Raw genomic sequence first — 19,758 nt, 5'->3', positions numbered from 1 at the left:
TATAATCCCCTGTTGGATGGGCGGTAAAGGAATGTATTTACAGCTTAATCTAAAAGGGGATTTTTTTGAGGAAAAAAAGACACTCTGGAGAGAGTGTCTTTAATTTTTATCAGTAGGCTTTAGCTCATTCGCTTTGGATTTAATTTCATCAGTAATAGCGATATTAATATTTCCAGCTGCTTTTTTGTATTCCTGAATCAATGCATTAACATTTTGATTAAATGAAATTAAGCTGCCACTTGGAGATTGGGCTTGTTCGTTAAGCGCTGTGATAATCCCGTATATTTTTTTATATTCTTCATAGGTTTCTTTATATTTATTAGGCTGTTCTTTTGCGGCTTCAGAGACTAACTTTAAATCATTTCCCATATTACTATAAAACGTATCAACGGTTGTAATCATTCCATCAATTTCTGTTCTCTTAGAACTTAGTGCATTATTGAAGTCCTGTCTTTTATCTATTGCATTTGACCATGTAGTTGAATACTCGGATAATACGTAAGATGCTGCATAATTAAAGGTATTTATATTATTATAAAAAGATGCTGCTGCAACTAAATAATTAGCTTCTTTTTTCTTTTGGGCTTGAAGAGCTTGATACTCCTCTTCCATATTTGTTACTTTTGTTATCGTAAAGAGAAGAACGATAATGGATATAATTGATGTAACAAATAATATTATAGATGTTAATAAAGATTTTTTTGCTGGTAATTTTCGTACTTTCTTAATTAACCCAATAACAATAAAGATGAAAGCCGCGCATAAACTAACTATAGTAAGAATTAAAAAGAAAAATGCTAGGCCGTTTCCAAAGGTATATGACATTCCTAACTCGCTATTTCCGTATAATTTGTAACCGATACTCATACCTAGTATGAAAAATAAAGATAGTACTCCGACACTTACTTTAATAAGTGTATTTTTTGATAGATTCACTGATTTTCCTCCAAAATATTGTTCTAATTAGATGTGCAAAATATATGATTTGCTGAATTAGCATAACAAAAATCATTTTTTATATGTGTCGTATATTGTCGAAAAATAAAAAAGAGTTATCTTAACATAGTAAGATAACTCTTTTTATTATGAAATCGTCGAATGAGAATGCTGATAAGCGGAACGACGTATAGCATAGTATATGCGAGGTGCGATAATAACACCGATAATTGTAAACACAATATCTTTTACTGCGAACCACATCATAATCATCCAAGCCGCTTTATAGCTCATATTACCACCCATGAAGAAATTGACTGCCCCGTACATATAAGTAGTACCGATAATATACGTTAAAATGATTCCTGTGAACGAAGCAATTGCAAATGTGCTAAATGTTGGTTTTTCCTTTTGTTCTACTAGTTTTCCTGATACGTAAGCAACGATAATAAATGCGATAATAAAACCACCAGTAGGATCTAAAAGTGCTCCAAATCCAGCTTTGAAGTTAGCGAAGATTGGCGCACCTGCTAATCCAACAAGCATGTAAACCGTCATGGATAATGCGCCAAGTCTACTTCCAAGAAGAAGCCCTGCCAAAATTGCGAAAAATGGTTGCATAGATAAGGGGATACCTGCTACTTGCAGGAATGGTGCCCAAGATACAATATTTGCACCAATAGCCATAAGAGCGACGAACATGGCAGCTAATGCTAAATCTAAAACATGAAATCTTCTCATAATGTTAACCTCCTGTTGTTTTTAGGTTAACATTATCGTAGCGAAAATATTTACTTGTTGTCAATTAAAAAATTTTGATAAGAAGGCTTCAAATAGTCTCTTAGCAACGTATACGGAATACGAAATTGTGGAATTCCGCTTGAGTAAGGCGCAATTTCATATAATGGGAAATAAATGACGAGATTGTCCGGTTCTAAAAAGAAGTGAAACTTTTTCGTGCTCATGACCTTTTCAGTTGCATCGGGAAAATAAATGCTTTCATTTTGTTTAATTTGTCTTACAATCTCAGCACGGATTACCTCTTTATATGTATCTTTTTGTTGAAATAAATCGTCTAAGTGTAGTAACTTTTTTTCTTTTAAATCAAATGTGTTTGCCTTCCACGTATAAAGACCATGTGCTCCGCCTGTATATTGATAGTAATTCAAATATAGGCTAAGAAAAGGTGGCTTATTTAAAGAAACTTTATAATCAACATTCGCCACGTACGGATGAAATGGTGTACTAGATCCTTCTGTTTCTTTATAATATTTTTTTGCGTCTTTTTCTAATTTGGTTTTAAATTTGTCAGTAGATTGTTTGTAATAGAAATTAAGCTTATTTTGAAATTTAGAGTCGGAAAAATTATGAAAAGAAGGTCTGTTAATTTGATATTCTATATAAGGTTTCTTACCTTTTTGCGTGACAGTCTGAACATCGATTGTCAGGTTGGATGCTTTGGCTGCTAGTGCACAATTTGGTACAATAGTCAGCAAGGAGAACATAAGCAGTAATATACAAAATTTCTGTTTCATTTAGGTGAAACCTCCTTATCTAAGTGTTATAAGTAGTTTGAAAATAAATAGGTAAAATTATACATTCAATTAAAGTAAGAGAAGGAGGAAACGATATGGCAAAAACTTTAATGGATTCACTTGGAATTGAGTTGTTAGAGATGACAGAAGATAAGGTGGTTGCTACGATGCCTGTTGATGAGCGTACGCATCAGCCTTTTGGCTTTTTACACGGTGGTGCATCTCTTGCACTAGCAGAAACAGTAGCAAGTGTTGGCTCGTACAATTTAATTGATCAAGAGAAATGCATCTGTTTCGGTTTAGAAATTAATGCGAATCACATTCGCTCAAAGAAAGATGGAATTGTAACAGCAATCGGAACACCGATACATAGAGGACACTCAACGATGGTTTGGGATGTGCGTATCATTGATGAGAATGATGATTTACTATGCATATCAAGATGTACAGTAGCAATTAAAGAAAAACGTGAAAAATAGAAAAGAGGCTGCTCATTAGAGCAGCCTCTTTTTCTTATAATTAGAACTGGATTTTCTTCTCTAAGAAACCTTTTAGTTCGCTAATTGGCATACGAACTTGTTCCATTGTGTCACGGTCACGTACTGTAACAGCTTTGTCTTCAACTGAGTCGAAGTCGTAAGTGATACAGAATGGTGTACCGATTTCGTCTTGACGACGGTAACGTTTACCGATAGAACCAGTTTCGTCAAAGTCTACCATAAAGTCTTTAGCTAGTTCTGCGAATACTTCAGTAGCACCTTCAGATAGCTTTTTAGATAATGGTAAGATAGCTGCTTTGTATGGTGCTAAAGCAGGGTGGAAACGAAGAACTGTACGAGAATCGTTTTCTAATTGTTCTTCTTCATATGCATCACATAAGAATGCTAATGTTACGCGGTCAGCACCTAAAGATGGCTCGATGCAGTACGGTACGTAACGCTCATTCGTTTGTGGATCGATATAGTTAAAGTCTTCGTTAGAGTGTTCCATGTGACGTTTTAAGTCGAAGTCTGTACGAGATGCTACGCCCCATAGTTCGCCCCAACCGAATGGGAATCTGAATTCAATATCAGTTGTTGCGTTACTGTAGTGAGATAACTCTTCTTCACCGTGGTCACGAAGACGCATGCTTTCTTCAGTCATACCAAGTGAAAGTAACCAGTTCTTACAAGTTTCACGCCAGAATGCGAACCACTCTAAATCTTCACCAGGCTTACAGAAGAATTCAAGTTCCATTTGTTCGAATTCACGTGTACGGAATGTGAAGTTACCAGGCGTGATTTCGTTACGGAAGCTCTTACCGATTTGGCCAATACCAAATGGAAGCTTTTTACGCATAGAGCGTTGTACGTTTTTGAAGTTTACGAAAATACCTTGTGCTGTTTCAGGACGAAGGAAGATTTCGTTTGTGCTAGACTCTGTAACACCTTGGAATGTTTTGAACATTAAGTTGAACTGACGGATTTCAGTGAATTCTTCACTACCGCAATCAGGACATTTTACTTCATGTTCTTTCATTAAGTCAGCCATTTGGTCGAAAGTAAGACCATCAACAACCATTTCGATGCCTTTTGCATCTAAAGCATCTTCAATTAATTTGTCAGCACGGTGACGAGCTTTACATTTTTTACAGTCGATCATTGGATCGTTGAAGTTACCAACGTGACCAGAAGCGATCCAAGTTTTAGGGTTCATTAAAATAGCTGCGTCTAAACCAACGTTGTATGGAGATTCTTGAATGAATTTTTTCCACCAAGCTTTTTTAACGTTATTTTTTAATTCGATTCCAAGTGGACCGTAATCCCAAGTGTTTGCAAGACCACCGTAAATTTCAGAACCTGGGAAAACAAAACCGCGATGTTTCGCTAAGTTTACTACTTGTTCCATTGAATACATAAGAAAATCCTCCTTTTGAAAGTTAACGTATTGGCGATGACGTGCTCAGGTAACTTGTGAAACGCGCAGTATATGCTTTGAAAAACATAAAAAAACGCTCATCCCAAGGCTTAATTGCCTAGGGACGAGCGTTTGCCCGCGGTTCCACCCTAGTTGATACACAAAAGGGTGCATCCACTTTATCACGTATTGCTCGAGACTGCCGTTTCCTTGCGGCTTCAGGCTTTCACTATCCCTGAATCGCTTTTTGTGCAAGTACTTATAAGTCCGTCATCGCTACTTATATTAATAATAATGAACATATTCTAACACGTTCTTTTTTAAATCTCAATAGAGGAACGCGTCTATCTATGATAGAGTCTCGCCTATTTTTTCATTATCTATTCCATAATTTTGTTTAATGTGCTTAATTGCTTCACGTTTACTGAGCGGGGCAAGCTCGTTATTTTGCACGTATTCCCAAACGACATCTGGATTTGTTTTTGCGTATTCACGAAGGACCCATCCAATCGCTTTTTGAATGAAAAATTCTTTTGAAGAATGTAGCTGTCCAATAATCCAGAAAAGAAGTTCTTCATCCATCTTTTGTTTATATTTCAGCTGGAATAAAATTGCTGCGCGTTGTAACCATATGTTATTTGATGCAATCCATTTTGGAATATAGGCAGAAATTAATTCTGGATGTTGTAAAAAGATATTCCCTAAAAATGTAGGAACGATGCTATCGACAGTGTCCCACCAAGATTTTGTTACAATTAGTTCTTCTAAGAAGGGGATATGCGTTTCGTTTATATGCTTTTTATATTTTTGCATAATATCGAGTGCGGCTGCTTGAAATTCTCGTTCTGGTAAATCCCAAAGCTCACGTACGATAATTTGGAAGTCTTTTTGATCTGGGAGAGTATGTATTTGAATGACATCTTTCAATAATTGTCTTCTCTCGGGAGTTTGAATACCGAGAAATGGGAAGTGATTTTTCATATAACGTGCCATCGGTTCTGCTTTTTCTGGGTTTTTATGAGCTATGAAATGCTCTTGTAATGCTTTTACAAATGGATGCATCAGTTGTTCTCCTCTCTTAATTATCTTGCTCTTATTATTATACAGAGAGTTTGGATAAATTTTAAAACATAACTTGCAATGCAACGAAATATGTTGAGAGTAGAGAGGAGAGGATAAGATGGAAGATCAGGGCTTACTAGCAGGTTTCTTTGCTCTTAGTTTTGCGTTTATTCTTGTTATCATAATTTGGGCAATTATTGCGTATTTGTTAACGGCTTTTGCACTGTATACGATGGCGAAAAATGATGGTGCAACGGATGGTGTTCTTGCTTTTATTCCTTTTGTAAATAGTAAGATATGGGGTGATTTAGCGAAAGACAAATTACCTGATTTCTTGAAAGAAGAAGCGGGATGGAAAGTGTTCGGTATATATGTCGCATGTTTCATTTTTAATTTCGTACCAATTCTATATTTAATAGCAACAGCTGTATCACTTGTATTGTCTATTTATCTCATTTACGCTATTTTAGATAGATACGGAACGAACTCTATATTATTTACGATTATTCATACCATCACATTTTCGGTGTTCTTGCCGATTCACTTGTTCATTATTCGAAATGAGCCGGTGAGGTATAACGAGTAGATATATGTAATATTTGAGACAGAAAAAGCGCCCTGAAAGCAGGGCGCTTTTTTGTACTACATAAGGTAGCGTACATAAATATAAATATGAGAAATGATTAATGAAACGATCATAATTGGGAAACCGACTTTTAAGAAGTCCATGTAGCTAAACTTATGTCCTTCGCGGCTTGCGATACCTGCGACAATTACGTTAGCTGAAGCTCCGATTAATGTTCCGTTTCCGCCTAGACAAGCACCTAATGCTAATGCCCACCATAATACGTCGATTTGTGCGTCAGAAGGTGATAAACCTAGCCCAACTGCCATATCGTTAATAAGTGGAATCATTGTTGCAACGAATGGAATGTTATCGATTGTTGCAGAGGCGATACCAGATACCCATAAAATAAGGATAGATGCGTAAGAAATATCTCCGCCAGTTATTCCAATTACTTTTTGAGCTAGCATTTTAATAAGACCGATATCGATAAGTCCTCCAACGAGTACGAATAGTCCTGCGAAGAAGAAGATTGTTACCCACTCTACACTTGCGAATACTTCTTCAATTTCATGCTCTTTCACACCAATTAACATAAGTACAGTAGCACCAGTTAAGGCAATGATAGCTGCATCAACATGGAAAATCGAATGAGTCATGAAACCTACGATTGTAAGTCCAAGTACTGTTAATGATTTTTTCATTAATACTGGATCTTTAATGTATTGCTTTTCATCTAGGCTCATTAATTTTTTAACTTGTACAGGGTCAGCAATTAATTGTTTACGGTACATGAAGTAAAGCATTACTGCTGTAACTGCAATAATAATAATTACGATTGGTGCTAAGTTTAACAAGAATGCATTGAAGTCTAAATGTTTGTTTGCAGAACCAATCATAATATTTGGTGGGTCACCAATTAATGTTGCTGTTCCTCCAATGTTTGAAAAAATAATTTCAGAAAGTAAATAAGGAACAGGATTTACTTGCAGTATGCGCGTAATAGATAAAGTAACTGGAACAACAAGAAGTACAGTTGTAACGTTATCTAAAAATGCGGAACCGAGCGCAGTAAGTAAGGAAAGTGAAATTAAAATTTTAATTGGATTTCCTTGTGCTCCTTTTGCTGCTTTAATGGCAACGTATTGGAAGACGCCCGATTTACTCGTAATATTCACCAGAATCATCATACCGATGAGTAGTGTAATCGTCCCCCATTCAATATGTTTCGTGAAGGCGTTGTGTAAATCAACGACCCCCATAATTACCATAAGTGCTGCACCAAGAAGTGCGATGACAGCGCGATTAATTTTTTCAGAAATAATAATGGCATATGTAATTAAAAAGACTGCGATAGCAAAATAATACTGCCAGTTTGCGAGCTCTTGCGTTGTTTCGTGCAAAACTCTCATCTCCTTTCATTCACTTTTCTTAGTGTGTCAAAAATTAACTAGATGAAACACACATAACGTCATTATAAATTAGAAAAATGTCGGATGTAAATGAAAGGGCATATTTTGTTATATTTTCTGCAACTGTTACTTTTTCTTATTTTTAAAAATATTTGCGGGCATTTGACATATATATAAGATACATCCAATCTGAATATTTAAAATGGAATTAGCATTCGAGCTTGTTCGTGTAGGAGTGTCAAATAGAAAGGAATGACAAAGATGATAAGGAAGGGATCGTATGGATGAACAACGATTTTTATTTTTGGATTTTGAGTTTACGATGCCCCAGCACAGAAAAAAACCAAAAGGATTTTTCCCGGAGATTATTGAGGTAGGACTCGTTTCGGTTGTTGGCTGTAAGGTAGAAGATACGTATTCAGCTCATGTTAGGCCGAAGACTTTTCCATCTTTAACGGATCGATGTAAGAAATTTTTAGGGATTAAACAAGAAGTCGTAGATAAAGGAATTTCGTTTCCAGAACTCGTTGAAAAACTTGCAGAATATGAAAAGAGATGTAAACCGACCATTGTTACGTGGGGAAATATGGATATGAAAGTGTTGAAGCATAATTGTGAAAAAGCGGGAGTAGATTTTCCGTTCCTAGGGCAGTGTCGTGATCTATCACTTGAGTATAAGAAGTTTTTTGGTGAGAGAAATCAAACAGGATTGTGGAAAGCAATTGAAGCGTATGGAAAAGTAGGGACGGGTAAGCATCATTGTGCATTAGATGATGCGATGACGACGTATAATATTTTTAAATTAGTAGAAAAAGATAAAGAGTATTTAGTGAAACCAGCACCTCCAACATTAGGGGAACTCGTTGATTTTTCAAAAGTGTTAAAGAAAGTGAGCACACAGTAACGACCAAATTGCACAGCATGTAATTTGGTCGTTTTGTTTTTTTAAAGTTTGTAGTCTTTTTTTAATTGCTCTAATGTTTCTAGACTACGAACCGCAAAAGGTGAATCATCTTCAGAAAATGAATTCATTTGAGTTTCTAATGCTAATTTGAGTGAATCTGTATAATCTGGAATTTCTCCTTCATATTTCTTCACCATTTGCTCTGGAATGTTCGTCTGTTCACGGAAAGCTAAAGCGCGTCTTTCATGGAAAAATGGTACGTCAGCTTGTTTTACGTTATGTAAGTCACCTTGCACCGGATGTTTTAAAACAGCTAATACTTTTACGACGTAACTGCCAGGGCGGCTATTTGTAACTTCGCCGATGTATTTTCCAGTTTTATAAATACCTGTAACGATTTCACCAATTTCAAATGTTTCTCTCATATTTTTCACCTCAAGTTTATAGTAAGGAAAGTAGGAGAAGGAGTCAAAGAAATCATTTGCTTTCGGAACGCCCCCTTGAGAATATGAATCGGTTCAACTATAATTTAAAATAATATAACAGAAAATTCTGATGGTTTGTGAATCCTATAATAAGGAGTGTTTCATATGATGCCTTTATATTTTCCGGAAGATAAAACAGAATATATTATTCCAGGGATTGTTTGCGTTCTATTTATCATTGGTGCTGTTGCCACGTGGCGTATGTTTATTCGTGTATCAAAACGAGAAGCAGACCGATTGCAGAAGGTTGAAGAAAAATTATTAGCAGAAAAGAAACAGTAATTCATTTTTGTATGTTTCCCTCTATGCTCGGACAATCTAAGGGCAGAATATATTTTGGAGGGAATTGAATGAAAAAACGGCTTTTTTTCAGTTGTTGTTTATTATTTCTGATGGCAGGTTGTGACCAAGGAAAGCCGAAAGAAATTGACGTGAAATTACATAATGCTTCGGGTGATGAAGTGGGGACTGCGAAAGTAGTTCAGCAAACTAGCGGAGTGAAAATTACGATTAAAGGGGAAGGTTTCGCACCAGGCCCGCACGGACTACATGTACACGAAATTGGAGAGTGTAAAGCACCTCGTTTTGAATCAGCTGGAAATCATTTTAATCCAGATGATAAAAAGCATGGACTACTCAATCCGAAGGGTGCAGAAAATGGAGATTTACCGAACGTAATTGCAGATGGTTCTGGAAAGATTAAAGCAGAAATCGATGCGCCGCATATAACACTTAAAGAAGGAAAAACGACAATTCATAGAAAAGATGGAGCGTCTATTATTATTACAGAAAACGCTGATGATGGTATGACACAACCGACAGGGAAATCCGGTGATCGAATTGCTTGTGGTGTCATTGTAAAAAAAGCATCGGATATGAAGAGAAAGTAAAAGCTACCGTGCATGGTAGCTTTTTTGTGAGACGTAATTGAAAAGATATCGATAAAGGAGGTTGTCCCAAATGATGTAGGACAGCCTCCTTTCTTATGATGAAAACGTATGGCGCAGTCTATTTAAAATTTCTTCTAAAACAGATCTTGGACAGCCGATGTTAATTCGAATATGTTCTTCGCCGCCTAGTCCGTATTTCTCGCCAGGTTCAACGATGATTTTCCCTTTTTCCTCAAGTAATTTGGTACGCTCGTTTTGAGAAAGCTTTAGGCGAGAGCAATCAATCCATAATAAAAAGCTACCTTCTGGTTTCGTTACGGAAAGAGTAGGTATATGATTTTTCATATATTCACAAGCGAACTTAGCGTTATCTTCTATATATAATCGAATTTCATTTAGCCAATCGTTACATTCTGTATAGGCACTTTGCATCGCTGTATAGGCAAATATATTTAATCCGTGGAAGCCTTGTCTATATTGGATAGATGTAAAGGCTTGACGGAGCTTTTCGTTTGGAATGATAATAATCGATGCTTGCAATCCAGCGATATTAAATGTTTTACTCGGAGCCATACAAGTAATCGTGCGCGCTGCTAATTCTTCGGATAAGGAAGCGAACGGTGTATGTGTATGATCTGCATAAATAATATCGGAATGAATTTCATCTGCGACAACGATTACATTATATTTTGTACATAACGCGCCAAGCTGTGTGAGTTCCTCTTTTGACCAAACACGCCCAATTGGATTGTGAGGACTACAAAGAAGCATGAGTTTGACACCTTGTTGAAATTGCTGTTCTAAATGCTCAAAATCTATCGCATATGTATCATTTTGTTTCTGTAATGGACTCACGCATAATTGTCTATTGTTTGTTGTAACCATTTCGAAAAATGGGGGATAAATAGGTGGTTGTACGAGAACGGATTCATTTTCTTTTGTGAAGGCCTGTATGCTCGTACTAAGAGCTGGAACGATTCCCGCGCTAAAGACAATCCATTCTTTTTGAATATCCCAGTTATACTGTTTCTTTGTCCAGTTACAAATAATATCGCCCATATTTTCGGGAGGAAGTGTATAGCCGAAAATAGGATGCTCGATACGTTTCTTTAAAGCAGTTTGAATTGGTTGTGGTACTTCAAAATCCATATCAGCAATCCAAGCGTGGATAAGTTCTTCGTTTTTATATGTATCCCATTTTGTACTATGAGTTCCACGTCGATTGACTGTTTTATGAAATAGTTGCATAAGTTTGCCCCCTTCTTCTGTAAAACCGTTAAGTTATGAAAGTTCTCTCTCTTCTTATAGAATAGCTGATGTGATAGGATAAAGAAAAGTATTAAAAAGTGAAAAGGCGGGAAGCGAATGGGTACATATGAAAAGATGATAGAGGTTGTGAAGAATTGGGATCCGTTTCAAATGGGACCGGAGTTTTATGAAACAGAAGCGAGCGATGTTGTGAACGTCGCAAGTGTGTTTGATGATTCAAAATACATCGCAAAGAAGATTCAACATATATACTTTATGTCTTTTGAGGAAGTACCTGCGCTTGAAAAATGTGAGAAGTTAGCTGTGGAATTACTTGTAATAAAAGAAGGCGGAAGTTGTTCATTGTAGGCTGTCGGAATTTCCGACAGCCCTTTTTATATTATTGCGCGGAAAACGCGATAATTTCTTCATAAACATGTTCAGGTTTCTCTTCAGGTAATAAATGTCCTGCATTTTCGTAAGAAATAAATTTCGAATTCGGTAAATCTTTGTGTAGACGATGACCTACATCTACAGGGACTACGCGATCTTTTTCACCCCAAATGAGTAGTGTAGGTGTTTCGATTTTTTGTAATTCAATTGAAGATAAGTCACCTTCGCGATCTCGTATCATACGAGTTAAAGCGGGGAATATACGGTTGTCATAAAAAGGAGCGGAATAGCCTTCCTTCATTTCATCGTCAATTAATGAGTGATCATGAACAACATTCATTAAGTTATGAACAATACCGCGCCGTATAATCCAGTTCTTTACGTATAAATGAAAGAACGGCAAATAGGAAGAATACATTAAAGGTAAGTTTGCGCGTGCTAAATAACTCGAGCTGCATAGTAAAATCGTCTTTGAAATTAATTCAGGACGTATACGGTTTACATAAAGAGAAATTTGCCCACCCATAGAATGCCCAACTAACACAATGTTTGAGAGAGATAAGTGTTCAATTAAATCGATAATAATCGTTGCTAAATTGTGATAAGAATACTTAAACAGATGAGACTTATCACTTTTTCCGAACGGTGGTAAATCAAGAGCAATGACTGTTCCTTCTTTCGATAGTAAAGGAATGAGACGGCGGTAACTGAATGAGGAAGATAAAAAGCCGTGAACGAGCACAAAAGTAGGACGTTCCGTTTTATTATCATGTTCATACAATTCGTAATGAATAGTAGTGCCGCGAGTGGAAAAAGTGAAATAAGGACAAGTATATTCGTGATTCATTTTTTGTCACTCCATTGATTTTTGTTCATATCATCTCCAAGAGAAAAGAAAATATGTTAACAAAAAAGGCAAGATGACGATGTCATCTTGCCTTTCGTTTATTCAGTATTACCCGCGAACAATATTAGGCGGTGTTTTTCCTTGTAACCCTGCAACTAAATTTTCAGCGGCTGTCATAGCCATTTGCTGCCTAGTTTTTAACGTTGCAGATCCGATGTGCGGTAAAGTCACAACATTTTGTAATGATAAGAGCGGATTATCTTTTTGAATTGGCTCTTGTGTAAAAGTATCGATGCCTGCTGCAAAGATTTTCTTTTCTGCTAATGCATGGATTAATGCTTCTTCATCTACTGTTTTCCCGCGAGAAGCATTAATGAAAATAGCTGTTTCTTTCATTAATGAAAATTCCTTCTCTCCGATAAGATGATACGTTTCATCTGTTAATGGAGTAAGAAGAACAATAAAGTCAGACTGTGTTAGTAGTGTCTGTAAATCACAATATGTAGCATCGAATTTTTGTTCAGCTTCTTCTTTACGGCGGCGGTTATAATAAAGAACATCCATATCAAACCCGAATTTCGCTCGTTTTGCAACAGCTTCTCCAATTCGGCCCATACCGATAATACCGATTGTACTATGGTGTACATCCAGTCCAAAGTGCTCTTTTCCAATTTCGGCATTCCATTCACCATTTTTTACGTAAGAGTCGAGTTCACAAACACGGCGACCAGCAGATAGCATAAGAGCGAAAACGAGGTCAGCTACTGTATCATCTAGTACGTATGGTGTATTTGTTCCGATTACATTTCGATTTGCCATCGCTTGTAAATCAAAATTATCGTAACCGACAGAAATGTTGCTCACTACTTTTAAGTTAGGAGCCGCCTCCAATAATTCTTCATTAATAGCAGATCCAAAATTTAATAAACCATCTTTATCTTGTATTTTCTCCAATAGAACATCACGAGGTACCTTCTCATTTTGTTCCCATTTTTCATAATCACAGTGTTCTGATAAATAGTTTTCTACAAATGTTGGAACTGGTTCAGCAATATAAACTTTTGGTTTCACAATTCCATCCCCTTTCGCTTTATCACACATTTTTCCACTGATTAAAGTTTCACCTTATTTTGACATAATTCACTAAAAAAATCTTCTTTTCAAACTGGAAAGTGTATTTGTATAATTTAGACACAAACGAAAAGGAAGGATGATTTATATGGTGACAGAAAAAGAATTAGAATTATTAGCTTGTCTTGAAAAAAGTAGTCGATTATCTGTAGATACATTAGCGAAGCTGTTAAATATAGAAGTAGAAGAAGTAAAGAAAATGGTTGAGAAATTAGAGGCGGAAAAGATTATTGTGGATTATGTAACACATATCGATTGGACGAAGGTGAAAGAACATACAGGTTTAACGGCAATGATCGATGTGAAAGTTACGCCAAAGCACGGCGTTGGATTCGATGCGGTTGCTGAACAAATTTATCGCTATTCAGAAGTGAAATCTGTGTATTTAATGTCTGGGACATATGATCTGTCTATTACATTAGAAGGAAAGACAATGGGAGAAGTAGCGATGTTTGTTTCAGAAAAATTAGCAACAATTGAATCTGTCGTTTCTACGACAACACATTTCATTTTGAAGAAGTATAAACATGAGGGAATTATTTATGACAAAAACGATGATGATAAGCGAATTGTGGTGACGCCATGAAGCAATTTGAACTATCTAGAACAGCAGAATCTTTACAACCATCTGGTATTCGAAAGTTTTTCGATTTAGCAGCAAATATGAAAGGGGTTATTTCTCTTGGGGTAGGAGAACCAGACTTCGTTACTCCTTGGAATGTAAGGCAAGCATGTATTCGTTCTTTAGAACAAGGATATACGTCATATACAGCAAATGCAGGATTATTGGAGCTCCGTCAAGAAATAGCAAAGTATCTAAAAAAACAATTTGCAGTATCTTATGATCCAAACGATGAAATCATTGTTACAGTTGGAGCGAGTCAGGCGTTAGATGTAGCGATGCGTGCCATTATAAATCCTGATGATGAAGTACTCATTATTGAACCAAGTTTCGTTTCTTATGCACCGCTTGTAACATTAGCTGGAGGAGTTCCGGTTCCTGTGGCGACTACTTTAGAAAACGAGTTTAAAGTACAACCAGAACAAATTGAAGCAGCTATTACAGCGAAAACAAAAGCAATTTTGCTTTGTTCACCAAATAACCCAACAGGTGCAATGCTAAATAAATCCGAGCTTGAAGAAATAGCAGTGATTGTTGAGAAGTACAATTTAATCGTATTATCTGATGAAATTTATGCAGAGCTTGTATACGACGAAGTATATACAAGTTTCGCGAGCATTCAAAATATGCGAGAGCATACGATTTTAATTTCAGGATTTTCAAAGGGATTTGCGATGACAGGATGGCGCCTTGGTATGATTGCAGCTCCTGTTTATTTTTCAGAATTAATGCTCAAAATTCACCAATATTCCATGATGTGTGCACCGACGATGTCTCAGTTCGCAGCACTTGAAGCGTTACGCGCGGGGAATGATGAAGTAATTCGGATGAGAGATAGTTATAAGAAACGCCGTAATTTTATGACGACATCTTTCAATGAAATGGGATTAACATGTCATGTGCCGGGTGGAGCTTTTTATGTCTTTCCTTCTATTTCTTCAACTGGACTATCTTCAGCGGAATTTGCAGAACAGTTATTATTAGAAGAAAAAGTGGCTGTTGTACCTGGGAGTGTATTTGGCGAAAGTGGTGAAGGATTTATTCGTTGCTCGTATGCAACATCGCTTGAACAACTAATGGAAGCAATGAAGAGAATGGAACGGTTCATAGAGAATAAAAAAAGGACAAAACACAATACGTTTTGTCCATAAAAGGGGGGGAATACTAGAAAGCCATGTGTTAGTATTCTATCCTAATATTGGAGAATTATACTTACTTAAGGAAATTTTTTCATGAATTTTGAATGCGTTCTGTCATAGTGGTATAATTTACTAATATAAGGTATACGTATCCTGAGTAGCTTTACTTAGGGTACGTACTAACTAATCGGATATTTAACAATAAATCATCTGCTTTGCTATCTACAATTGTAGAGAAAATGGTAAACGTATGGGAGTGTTTCATATGTCAGAACAATATACAACAGGAGTGGTTGTAACAGGGAAAGTGACTGGGATTCAAGATTACGGTGCATTTGTAGCGTTAGATGCAGAAACACAAGGACTTGTGCATATATCTGAAATTACAAATGGATATGTAAAGGATATTCATGATTTTTTAAAAGTCGGCGATACAGTAGAAGTAAAAGTACTTTCAATTGATGAAGAACACAGAAAAATGAGTTTATCGTTAAAAGCGGCGAAAAGAAAACAAGGACGGATTCTTATACCGAATCCATCTGAGAACGGATTTAATACGCTGCGAGAAAAGCTAACAGAATGGATTGAAGAGTCCGAGTTAACAAAGTAAAAGAGGAGCGCATATGAGCGTTCCTCTTTTACTTTATCTTATGATATATATTTGCAAATATGATTGCATGCAATCATATTCGTATGTCGGAGGTGAAGTAAAGACATACTGACTAGCGAATTTCGTTCGTTTCTGGGTGAGTGCCAAGATTTTCTGATGGTTTAAAGAGTAAACCAAGATTGATAAGCCCAGAAATACCAACGATGCCGTAAATAATACGTGCAAGAGCTGAGTTTTGTCCACCGAAAATGGCTGCCACTAAGTCAAACTGGAAGAACCCGATTAGTCCCCAGTTCACAGCGCCGATGACAGTAAAGACTAATGCGATACGTTGCAGAGTACTCATGAAAAAGCCCCCCTTAATTGTGAAGCATGAGCAAGCGATGAGTTAATTAACTCTTTTATAGAATGGGGTAGTTATGTTGTTTTTATACATAAAAAATGTTCGAAATAGGATGTATATACATCTATACCGAAAAATACGAATTTTTATGCAAAAAATGAACTTTTTCTAAAAAATATATATTGGTTACGTTTACAATGGGTGAATCGCTTGATTTACAACTTCAGTTTCGCTAAAGTGAATACAGAAATACATATCCATAATTGGAGGGAAAAAGATGAGTACACATGTAACGTTCGACTATTCTAAAGCGTTATCCTTCATCGGTGAACATGAAATCACTTATTTACGTGATGCAGTGAAAGTAACACATCACGCAATCCACGAAAAAACTGGAGCTGGGAACGATTTCCTTGGGTGGGTAGACCTTCCGCTTCAATATGACAAAGAAGAATTCGCTCGCATTCAAAAATGCGCAGAAAAAATTAAAAATGACTCTGACATTTTACTTGTTGTAGGTATCGGTGGTTCTTACCTAGGAGCACGTGCAGCAATCGAAATGTTAAACCATTCTTTCTACAACACGCTTTCTAAAGAACAACGTAAAACTCCACAAGTGCTATTTGTTGGACAAAACATTAGCTCCACTTACATGAAAGATTTAATGGACGTATTAGAAGGTAAAGACTTCTCTATTAACGTTATTTCCAAATCAGGTACAACAACAGAGCCGGCACTAGCATTCCGTATTTTCCGTAAGTTATTAGAAGAAAAGTATGGAAAAGAAGAAGCTCGCAAACGTATTTATGCAACTACAGATAAAGCGCGTGGTGCATTAAAAACATTAGCTGATAACGAAGGTTACGAAACATTCGTTATTCCAGATGATGTTGGAGGACGTTTCTCAGTATTAACGCCAGTTGGTTTATTACCAATCGCAGTAAGTGGCTTAAATATTGAAGAGATGATGAAAGGTGCAGCTGCTGGTCGTGAGGACTTCGGTACATCAGAACTAGAAGAAAACCCAGCTTACCAATATGCAGTAGTTCGTAACGCTTTATACAATAAAGGAAAAACAATTGAAATGCTTGTTAACTATGAGCCAGCACTTCAATACTTCGCTGAGTGGTGGAAACAGTTATTTGGTGAAAGTGAAGGAAAAGATCAAAAAGGTATTTTCCCATCTTCAGCAAACTTCTCAACTGACTTACACTCATTAGGTCAATACGTTCAAGAAGGTCGTCGTGACCTATTTGAAACAGTTCTTAAAGTAGGTAAATCTACACATGAACTAACAATCGAATCAGAAGAAAACGATTTAGATGGATTAAACTACCTTGCTGGTGAAACTGTAGACTTCGTAAACACAAAAGCATACGAAGGTACATTACTTGCACATAGCGACGGGGGAGTACCAAACTTAATCGTAAATATTCCTGAATTAAATGAGTATACATTCGGTTACCTTGTATACTTCTTCGAAAAAGCATGTGCGATGAGCGGCTACTTATTAGGTGTAAATCCATTTGACCAACCAGGAGTAGAAGCATACAAGAAAAACATGTTTGCTTTACTTGGTAAACCAGGATTTGAAGAGTTAAAAGCAGAATTAGAAGAGCGTTTAAAATAATAAAAAGCGGCCGGATTCCGGCCGCTTTTTATTATTTCATCGAAAAGTCCATCAATATATTCAAACTAGAGTGGGTATGCTAAAGAAAAAGTCTAGGAGGGATGGGCTTGATTCCAATTCAATCAAATTTAGAAGGACGTACATATGCGTTATATAAGCTAGAAGAGATAATGAAGCCACTCGGATATAGCATTGGTGGCAATTGGGATTATGATAAAGGATGCTTCGATTATAAAATCGATGAAGAAGATGGCTATCAATTTTTACGGGTGCCATTTACAGCCGTTGATGGAGAACTAGATGTACCTGGTGTAGTAGTCCGCCTTGAAACGCCGTATATTCTTTCGCACGTATATCAAGACGAACTAGATGATCATGTGAATACTTTAACAGCTGGAACGAGTGGGATAGATCAATTTGCTGAGCCGAAAGATCCAGATGGAGATGTGAAAAGAAAATATATTAATATTGGGAAAGTGCTCATGCAAGAATTAGAGCGTCATTTTATTAATGGTGAATAACAATGAGTATGTCGCTTTCAATGAGAACGAAGGAATGAACTGGATTAATCATATATTGTCCATCACGCTTTATACCTAATAGGAGAATGTTTTGCTTTAAAAGAGTATAGCTACAATTTGCAAAAGTTTGTCCAGTGCAGGACGTGTGAAGCTCCATCAGTTGTAATTTATTATCAGTGATTTCGTCGTAAAGTGAAAATAGAACACCTGAAATGGAAGGGAATAAAAGGGAAGCGGTAAATACATAGCTCGTTAATTTATTTCCTTCTATAATTTCTGATACACCAGCTCTCGTTGCATTTTGTATTTGTTCAGAAGTAAGAAGTTCAGCGATGCAGTGAATGTTTGGATTGAGTCCTTTTGCAGTTAAAATATTTAAAATGGACTGTGTATCAGCTAAGCTTTCGTTTTTTTCTTTATCAGCCGTTATTAATATAGTGTGAGCCGTTGTAATATTAGCTTTTAATAATGTTTGATCGTGATGGGGGCATCCCTTTATAAATTCTAAATGATGAAATGGTTTTGGAAGTAGAGAAAGTGTTTCATCAATTAAAACGATATCAAGGTTCGGTTGTAATACGTGCATTTGTTTTACAACGTGTTTTGCCCGTTCGTTCCAGCCGACAATAATCATATGACCGTTAGAAGTTGCAGCTTCTTCTCCTTTAACTTTCATATATTGTTTATTAATCATATCAGTGGCGAATAGAACCATATAATAAGAACAAAAACCAGTTCCAAATAAAATAATACCCATGCCGACAAGTTTGCCTAGTAGTGTATGCGGGGCAAAGTCACCATAACCAACAGTGAAAATTGTAACGATTGACCACCAAATTCCATCAAACCATGTGGTGAAGTGCGATGGTTCTAATCTATGTATAAGAAAGCCGGAAAAAGCAGTAAGTACAACAATAAAGCAAATTAAACGAAAAATAATGGAATCACGAAATGTATCTACTAAATTTGGACGAGATTTCAATTGCCTATTCCTCCTTACTTTGCAGGACTACATTCATTGTTACCATTATAGAAAAAAGAAAAACTCTCTAATTTAAAAGAGAGTTTGTTTCCTATTACATACTTTCCACTTCAGTTTGTTGGACACTTTCAAGATGCTGGAGAGCGTAATAAACATCGGCAGTATGTCTTTTTTGATCGATACATAATTTAAGATGTAAATAGTGAGAGCCATTTTCTAATGTTTTAAGCTTCATATTCTTCACTTTTATATCCATTTCTTTTATTTCTTCAATTACAACCGGGATATTGTCCATATTGCGCACAACAAGTTTCACTGCGATGTCACGTTGGCGAAATGATCTAGGTCCTACAAATTTCATTGTTAATGGTATAAGTTCAACGCTAATCATAAGGAAACACATCCCGAAAATGGCTTCGATATAGAATCCGGCCCCAACGGCAATACCAATACCGGAAGCACCCCAAATCATAGCAGCAGTTGTTAACCCTGCAATACTATCGTTTCCTCTACGTAAAATAACACCGGCACCTAAAAAACCAATCCCTGATACAATTTGAGCGGCAAGTCGAAGGGGATCCATATTCATATGATCAGTATGTGGTAA

Annotated in this window: 24 protein-coding genes (1 of these 24 running past the window's edge); 11 read left to right on the top strand and 13 right to left on the bottom strand. The window is 36.5% G+C overall.

What is annotated here, in order from left to right:
* Window positions 1-99: 99 nt before the first annotated feature.
* The 3 genes from ATN06_RS25140 to ATN06_RS25130 all read right to left on the bottom strand — a co-directional run bounded on the left by ATN06_RS25140 (window position 100) and on the right by ATN06_RS25130 (window position 2,471).
* Window positions 100-936, bottom strand: coding sequence for a hypothetical protein (locus ATN06_RS25140; RefSeq protein ID WP_060632727.1), 837 nt, complete (start codon window positions 934-936; stop codon window positions 100-102).
* A 147-nt stretch (window positions 937-1,083) separates the two neighbouring features.
* Window positions 1,084-1,677: a biotin transporter BioY gene (locus ATN06_RS25135; RefSeq protein ID WP_060632726.1), complete on the bottom strand. Its 594-nt coding sequence runs from the start codon at window positions 1,675-1,677 to the stop codon at window positions 1,084-1,086.
* Between the two features lie 50 nt (window positions 1,678-1,727).
* Window positions 1,728-2,471 carry a DUF3298 and DUF4163 domain-containing protein gene (locus ATN06_RS25130; RefSeq protein WP_060632725.1) on the bottom strand — a complete coding sequence of 248 codons (744 nt, stop codon included), beginning with the start codon at window positions 2,469-2,471 and terminating at the stop codon, window positions 1,728-1,730.
* A 95-nt stretch (window positions 2,472-2,566) separates the two neighbouring features.
* Here ATN06_RS25130 and ATN06_RS25125 point away from each other — a divergent pair, with 95 nt between their 5' ends.
* A complete protein-coding gene (locus ATN06_RS25125; RefSeq protein ID WP_001140606.1) occupies window positions 2,567-2,950 on the top strand; it encodes a hotdog fold thioesterase in 384 nt (127 codons plus the stop codon).
* A gap of 40 nt (window positions 2,951-2,990) precedes the next feature.
* Here ATN06_RS25125 and ATN06_RS25120 read toward each other — a convergent pair whose 3' ends face one another.
* Together ATN06_RS25120 and ATN06_RS25115 are read right to left on the bottom strand one after the other, a co-directional pair.
* Complete coding sequence (locus ATN06_RS25120) at window positions 2,991-4,367, bottom strand: glycine--tRNA ligase (protein WP_000287155.1); 1,377 nt, start codon at window positions 4,365-4,367, stop codon at window positions 2,991-2,993.
* Window positions 4,368-4,715: 348 nt separating this feature from the next.
* Window positions 4,716-5,429 (bottom strand): DNA alkylation repair protein, encoded by a 714-nt coding sequence (locus ATN06_RS25115; RefSeq protein ID WP_060632724.1) that lies wholly within the window; start codon window positions 5,427-5,429, stop codon window positions 4,716-4,718.
* A gap of 118 nt (window positions 5,430-5,547) precedes the next feature.
* On the opposite strand from ATN06_RS25115, the gene ATN06_RS25110 reads away from it, so the two are divergent.
* A complete protein-coding gene (locus ATN06_RS25110) occupies window positions 5,548-6,015 on the top strand; it encodes a hypothetical protein (protein WP_060632723.1) in 468 nt (155 codons plus the stop codon).
* Between the two features lie 56 nt (window positions 6,016-6,071).
* Here the strand turns inward: ATN06_RS25110 and ATN06_RS25105 are convergent, their stop codons facing one another.
* Window positions 6,072-7,397 carry an ArsB/NhaD family transporter gene (locus ATN06_RS25105; protein WP_060632722.1) on the bottom strand — a complete coding sequence of 442 codons (1,326 nt, stop codon included), beginning with the start codon at window positions 7,395-7,397 and terminating at the stop codon, window positions 6,072-6,074.
* Between the two features lie 289 nt (window positions 7,398-7,686).
* Here ATN06_RS25105 and kapD point away from each other — a divergent pair, with 289 nt between their 5' ends.
* Window positions 7,687-8,310: a 3'-5' exonuclease KapD gene (gene kapD, locus ATN06_RS25100; protein ID WP_000344362.1), complete on the top strand. Its 624-nt coding sequence runs from the start codon at window positions 7,687-7,689 to the stop codon at window positions 8,308-8,310.
* Window positions 8,311-8,351: 41 nt separating this feature from the next.
* Here kapD and ATN06_RS25095 read toward each other — a convergent pair whose 3' ends face one another.
* The gene (locus tag ATN06_RS25095; protein WP_001209341.1) at window positions 8,352-8,735 is read right to left on the bottom strand and encodes a kinase-associated lipoprotein KapB; all 384 of its coding nucleotides are present in this window, start codon (window positions 8,733-8,735) and stop codon (window positions 8,352-8,354) included.
* A gap of 165 nt (window positions 8,736-8,900) precedes the next feature.
* Here ATN06_RS25095 and ATN06_RS29280 point away from each other — a divergent pair, with 165 nt between their 5' ends.
* Window positions 8,901-9,077 carry a hypothetical protein gene (locus ATN06_RS29280; protein WP_000982762.1) on the top strand — a complete coding sequence of 59 codons (177 nt, stop codon included), beginning with the start codon at window positions 8,901-8,903 and terminating at the stop codon, window positions 9,075-9,077.
* Window positions 9,078-9,145: 68 nt separating this feature from the next.
* Window positions 9,146-9,685 (top strand): superoxide dismutase [Cu-Zn], encoded by a 540-nt coding sequence (sodC, locus tag ATN06_RS25085; RefSeq protein WP_060632721.1) that lies wholly within the window; start codon window positions 9,146-9,148, stop codon window positions 9,683-9,685.
* Window positions 9,686-9,778: 93 nt separating this feature from the next.
* Here sodC and ATN06_RS25080 read toward each other — a convergent pair whose 3' ends face one another.
* On the bottom strand, window positions 9,779-10,933 hold the full coding sequence (locus ATN06_RS25080; RefSeq protein ID WP_060632720.1) for a MalY/PatB family protein: 1,155 nt from the start codon (window positions 10,931-10,933) through the stop codon (window positions 9,779-9,781).
* 117 nt (window positions 10,934-11,050) lie between these two features.
* On the opposite strand from ATN06_RS25080, the gene ATN06_RS25075 reads away from it, so the two are divergent.
* The gene (locus tag ATN06_RS25075; RefSeq protein WP_000537636.1) at window positions 11,051-11,302 is read left to right on the top strand and encodes a YugE family protein; all 252 of its coding nucleotides are present in this window, start codon (window positions 11,051-11,053) and stop codon (window positions 11,300-11,302) included.
* A gap of 31 nt (window positions 11,303-11,333) precedes the next feature.
* Here ATN06_RS25075 and ATN06_RS25070 read toward each other — a convergent pair whose 3' ends face one another.
* Together ATN06_RS25070 and ATN06_RS25065 are read right to left on the bottom strand one after the other, a co-directional pair.
* Window positions 11,334-12,173, bottom strand: a complete 840-nt coding sequence (locus ATN06_RS25070; RefSeq protein ID WP_060632719.1) for an alpha/beta fold hydrolase — start codon at window positions 12,171-12,173, stop codon at window positions 11,334-11,336.
* Between the two features lie 108 nt (window positions 12,174-12,281).
* Window positions 12,282-13,274: a 2-hydroxyacid dehydrogenase gene (locus ATN06_RS25065; RefSeq protein WP_060632718.1), complete on the bottom strand. Its 993-nt coding sequence runs from the start codon at window positions 13,272-13,274 to the stop codon at window positions 12,282-12,284.
* A gap of 118 nt (window positions 13,275-13,392) precedes the next feature.
* Between ATN06_RS25065 and ATN06_RS25060 the strand changes: the two genes are divergently transcribed.
* The 3 genes from ATN06_RS25060 (at window position 13,393) to yugI (ending at window position 15,675) form a co-directional block, all read left to right on the top strand.
* Window positions 13,393-13,890: an Lrp/AsnC family transcriptional regulator gene (locus ATN06_RS25060; RefSeq protein WP_060632717.1), complete on the top strand. Its 498-nt coding sequence runs from the start codon at window positions 13,393-13,395 to the stop codon at window positions 13,888-13,890.
* Window positions 13,887-15,077, top strand: coding sequence for an aminotransferase (locus tag ATN06_RS25055; RefSeq protein WP_060632716.1), 1,191 nt, complete (start codon window positions 13,887-13,889; stop codon window positions 15,075-15,077). Before ATN06_RS25060 ends, ATN06_RS25055 begins: the two co-directional genes overlap by 4 nt.
* Window positions 15,078-15,330: 253 nt before the next feature.
* Window positions 15,331-15,675, top strand: coding sequence for a S1 domain-containing post-transcriptional regulator GSP13 (gene yugI / locus ATN06_RS25050; protein WP_000003765.1), 345 nt, complete (start codon window positions 15,331-15,333; stop codon window positions 15,673-15,675).
* A 112-nt stretch (window positions 15,676-15,787) separates the two neighbouring features.
* Here the strand turns inward: yugI and ATN06_RS25045 are convergent, their stop codons facing one another.
* The gene (locus tag ATN06_RS25045) at window positions 15,788-16,021 is read right to left on the bottom strand and encodes a DUF378 domain-containing protein (RefSeq protein ID WP_000105788.1); all 234 of its coding nucleotides are present in this window, start codon (window positions 16,019-16,021) and stop codon (window positions 15,788-15,790) included.
* 274 nt (window positions 16,022-16,295) lie between these two features.
* On the opposite strand from ATN06_RS25045, the gene ATN06_RS25035 reads away from it, so the two are divergent.
* Together ATN06_RS25035 and ATN06_RS25030 are read left to right on the top strand one after the other, a co-directional pair.
* Complete coding sequence (locus ATN06_RS25035; RefSeq protein WP_000103661.1) at window positions 16,296-17,648, top strand: glucose-6-phosphate isomerase; 1,353 nt, start codon at window positions 16,296-16,298, stop codon at window positions 17,646-17,648.
* Between the two features lie 107 nt (window positions 17,649-17,755).
* On the top strand, window positions 17,756-18,169 hold the full coding sequence (locus ATN06_RS25030) for a YugN-like family protein (RefSeq protein ID WP_060632715.1): 414 nt from the start codon (window positions 17,756-17,758) through the stop codon (window positions 18,167-18,169).
* On the opposite strand, the gene ATN06_RS25025 is transcribed toward ATN06_RS25030, so the two are convergent.
* Window positions 18,156-19,151: a potassium channel family protein gene (locus tag ATN06_RS25025; protein ID WP_060632714.1), complete on the bottom strand. Its 996-nt coding sequence runs from the start codon at window positions 19,149-19,151 to the stop codon at window positions 18,156-18,158. The two genes, ATN06_RS25030 and ATN06_RS25025, sit on opposite strands and share 14 nt — an antisense overlap.
* Window positions 19,152-19,245: 94 nt before the next feature.
* Window positions 19,246-19,758: the 3' portion of an MgtC/SapB family protein gene (locus ATN06_RS25020; protein WP_060632713.1), read on the bottom strand. 168 nt of this gene lie beyond the right edge of the window; the window shows 513 of its 681 coding nt (coding positions 169-681); its start codon lies off the right edge, out of view; the stop codon is at window positions 19,246-19,248.

Source organism: Bacillus thuringiensis (genome assembly GCF_001455345.1).
Classification (GTDB): domain Bacteria; phylum Bacillota; class Bacilli; order Bacillales; family Bacillaceae_G; genus Bacillus_A; species Bacillus_A thuringiensis_N.
Note: the sequence above shows the minus strand (reverse complement) of the source record. Positions and strands in the feature narration are given on the sequence as shown.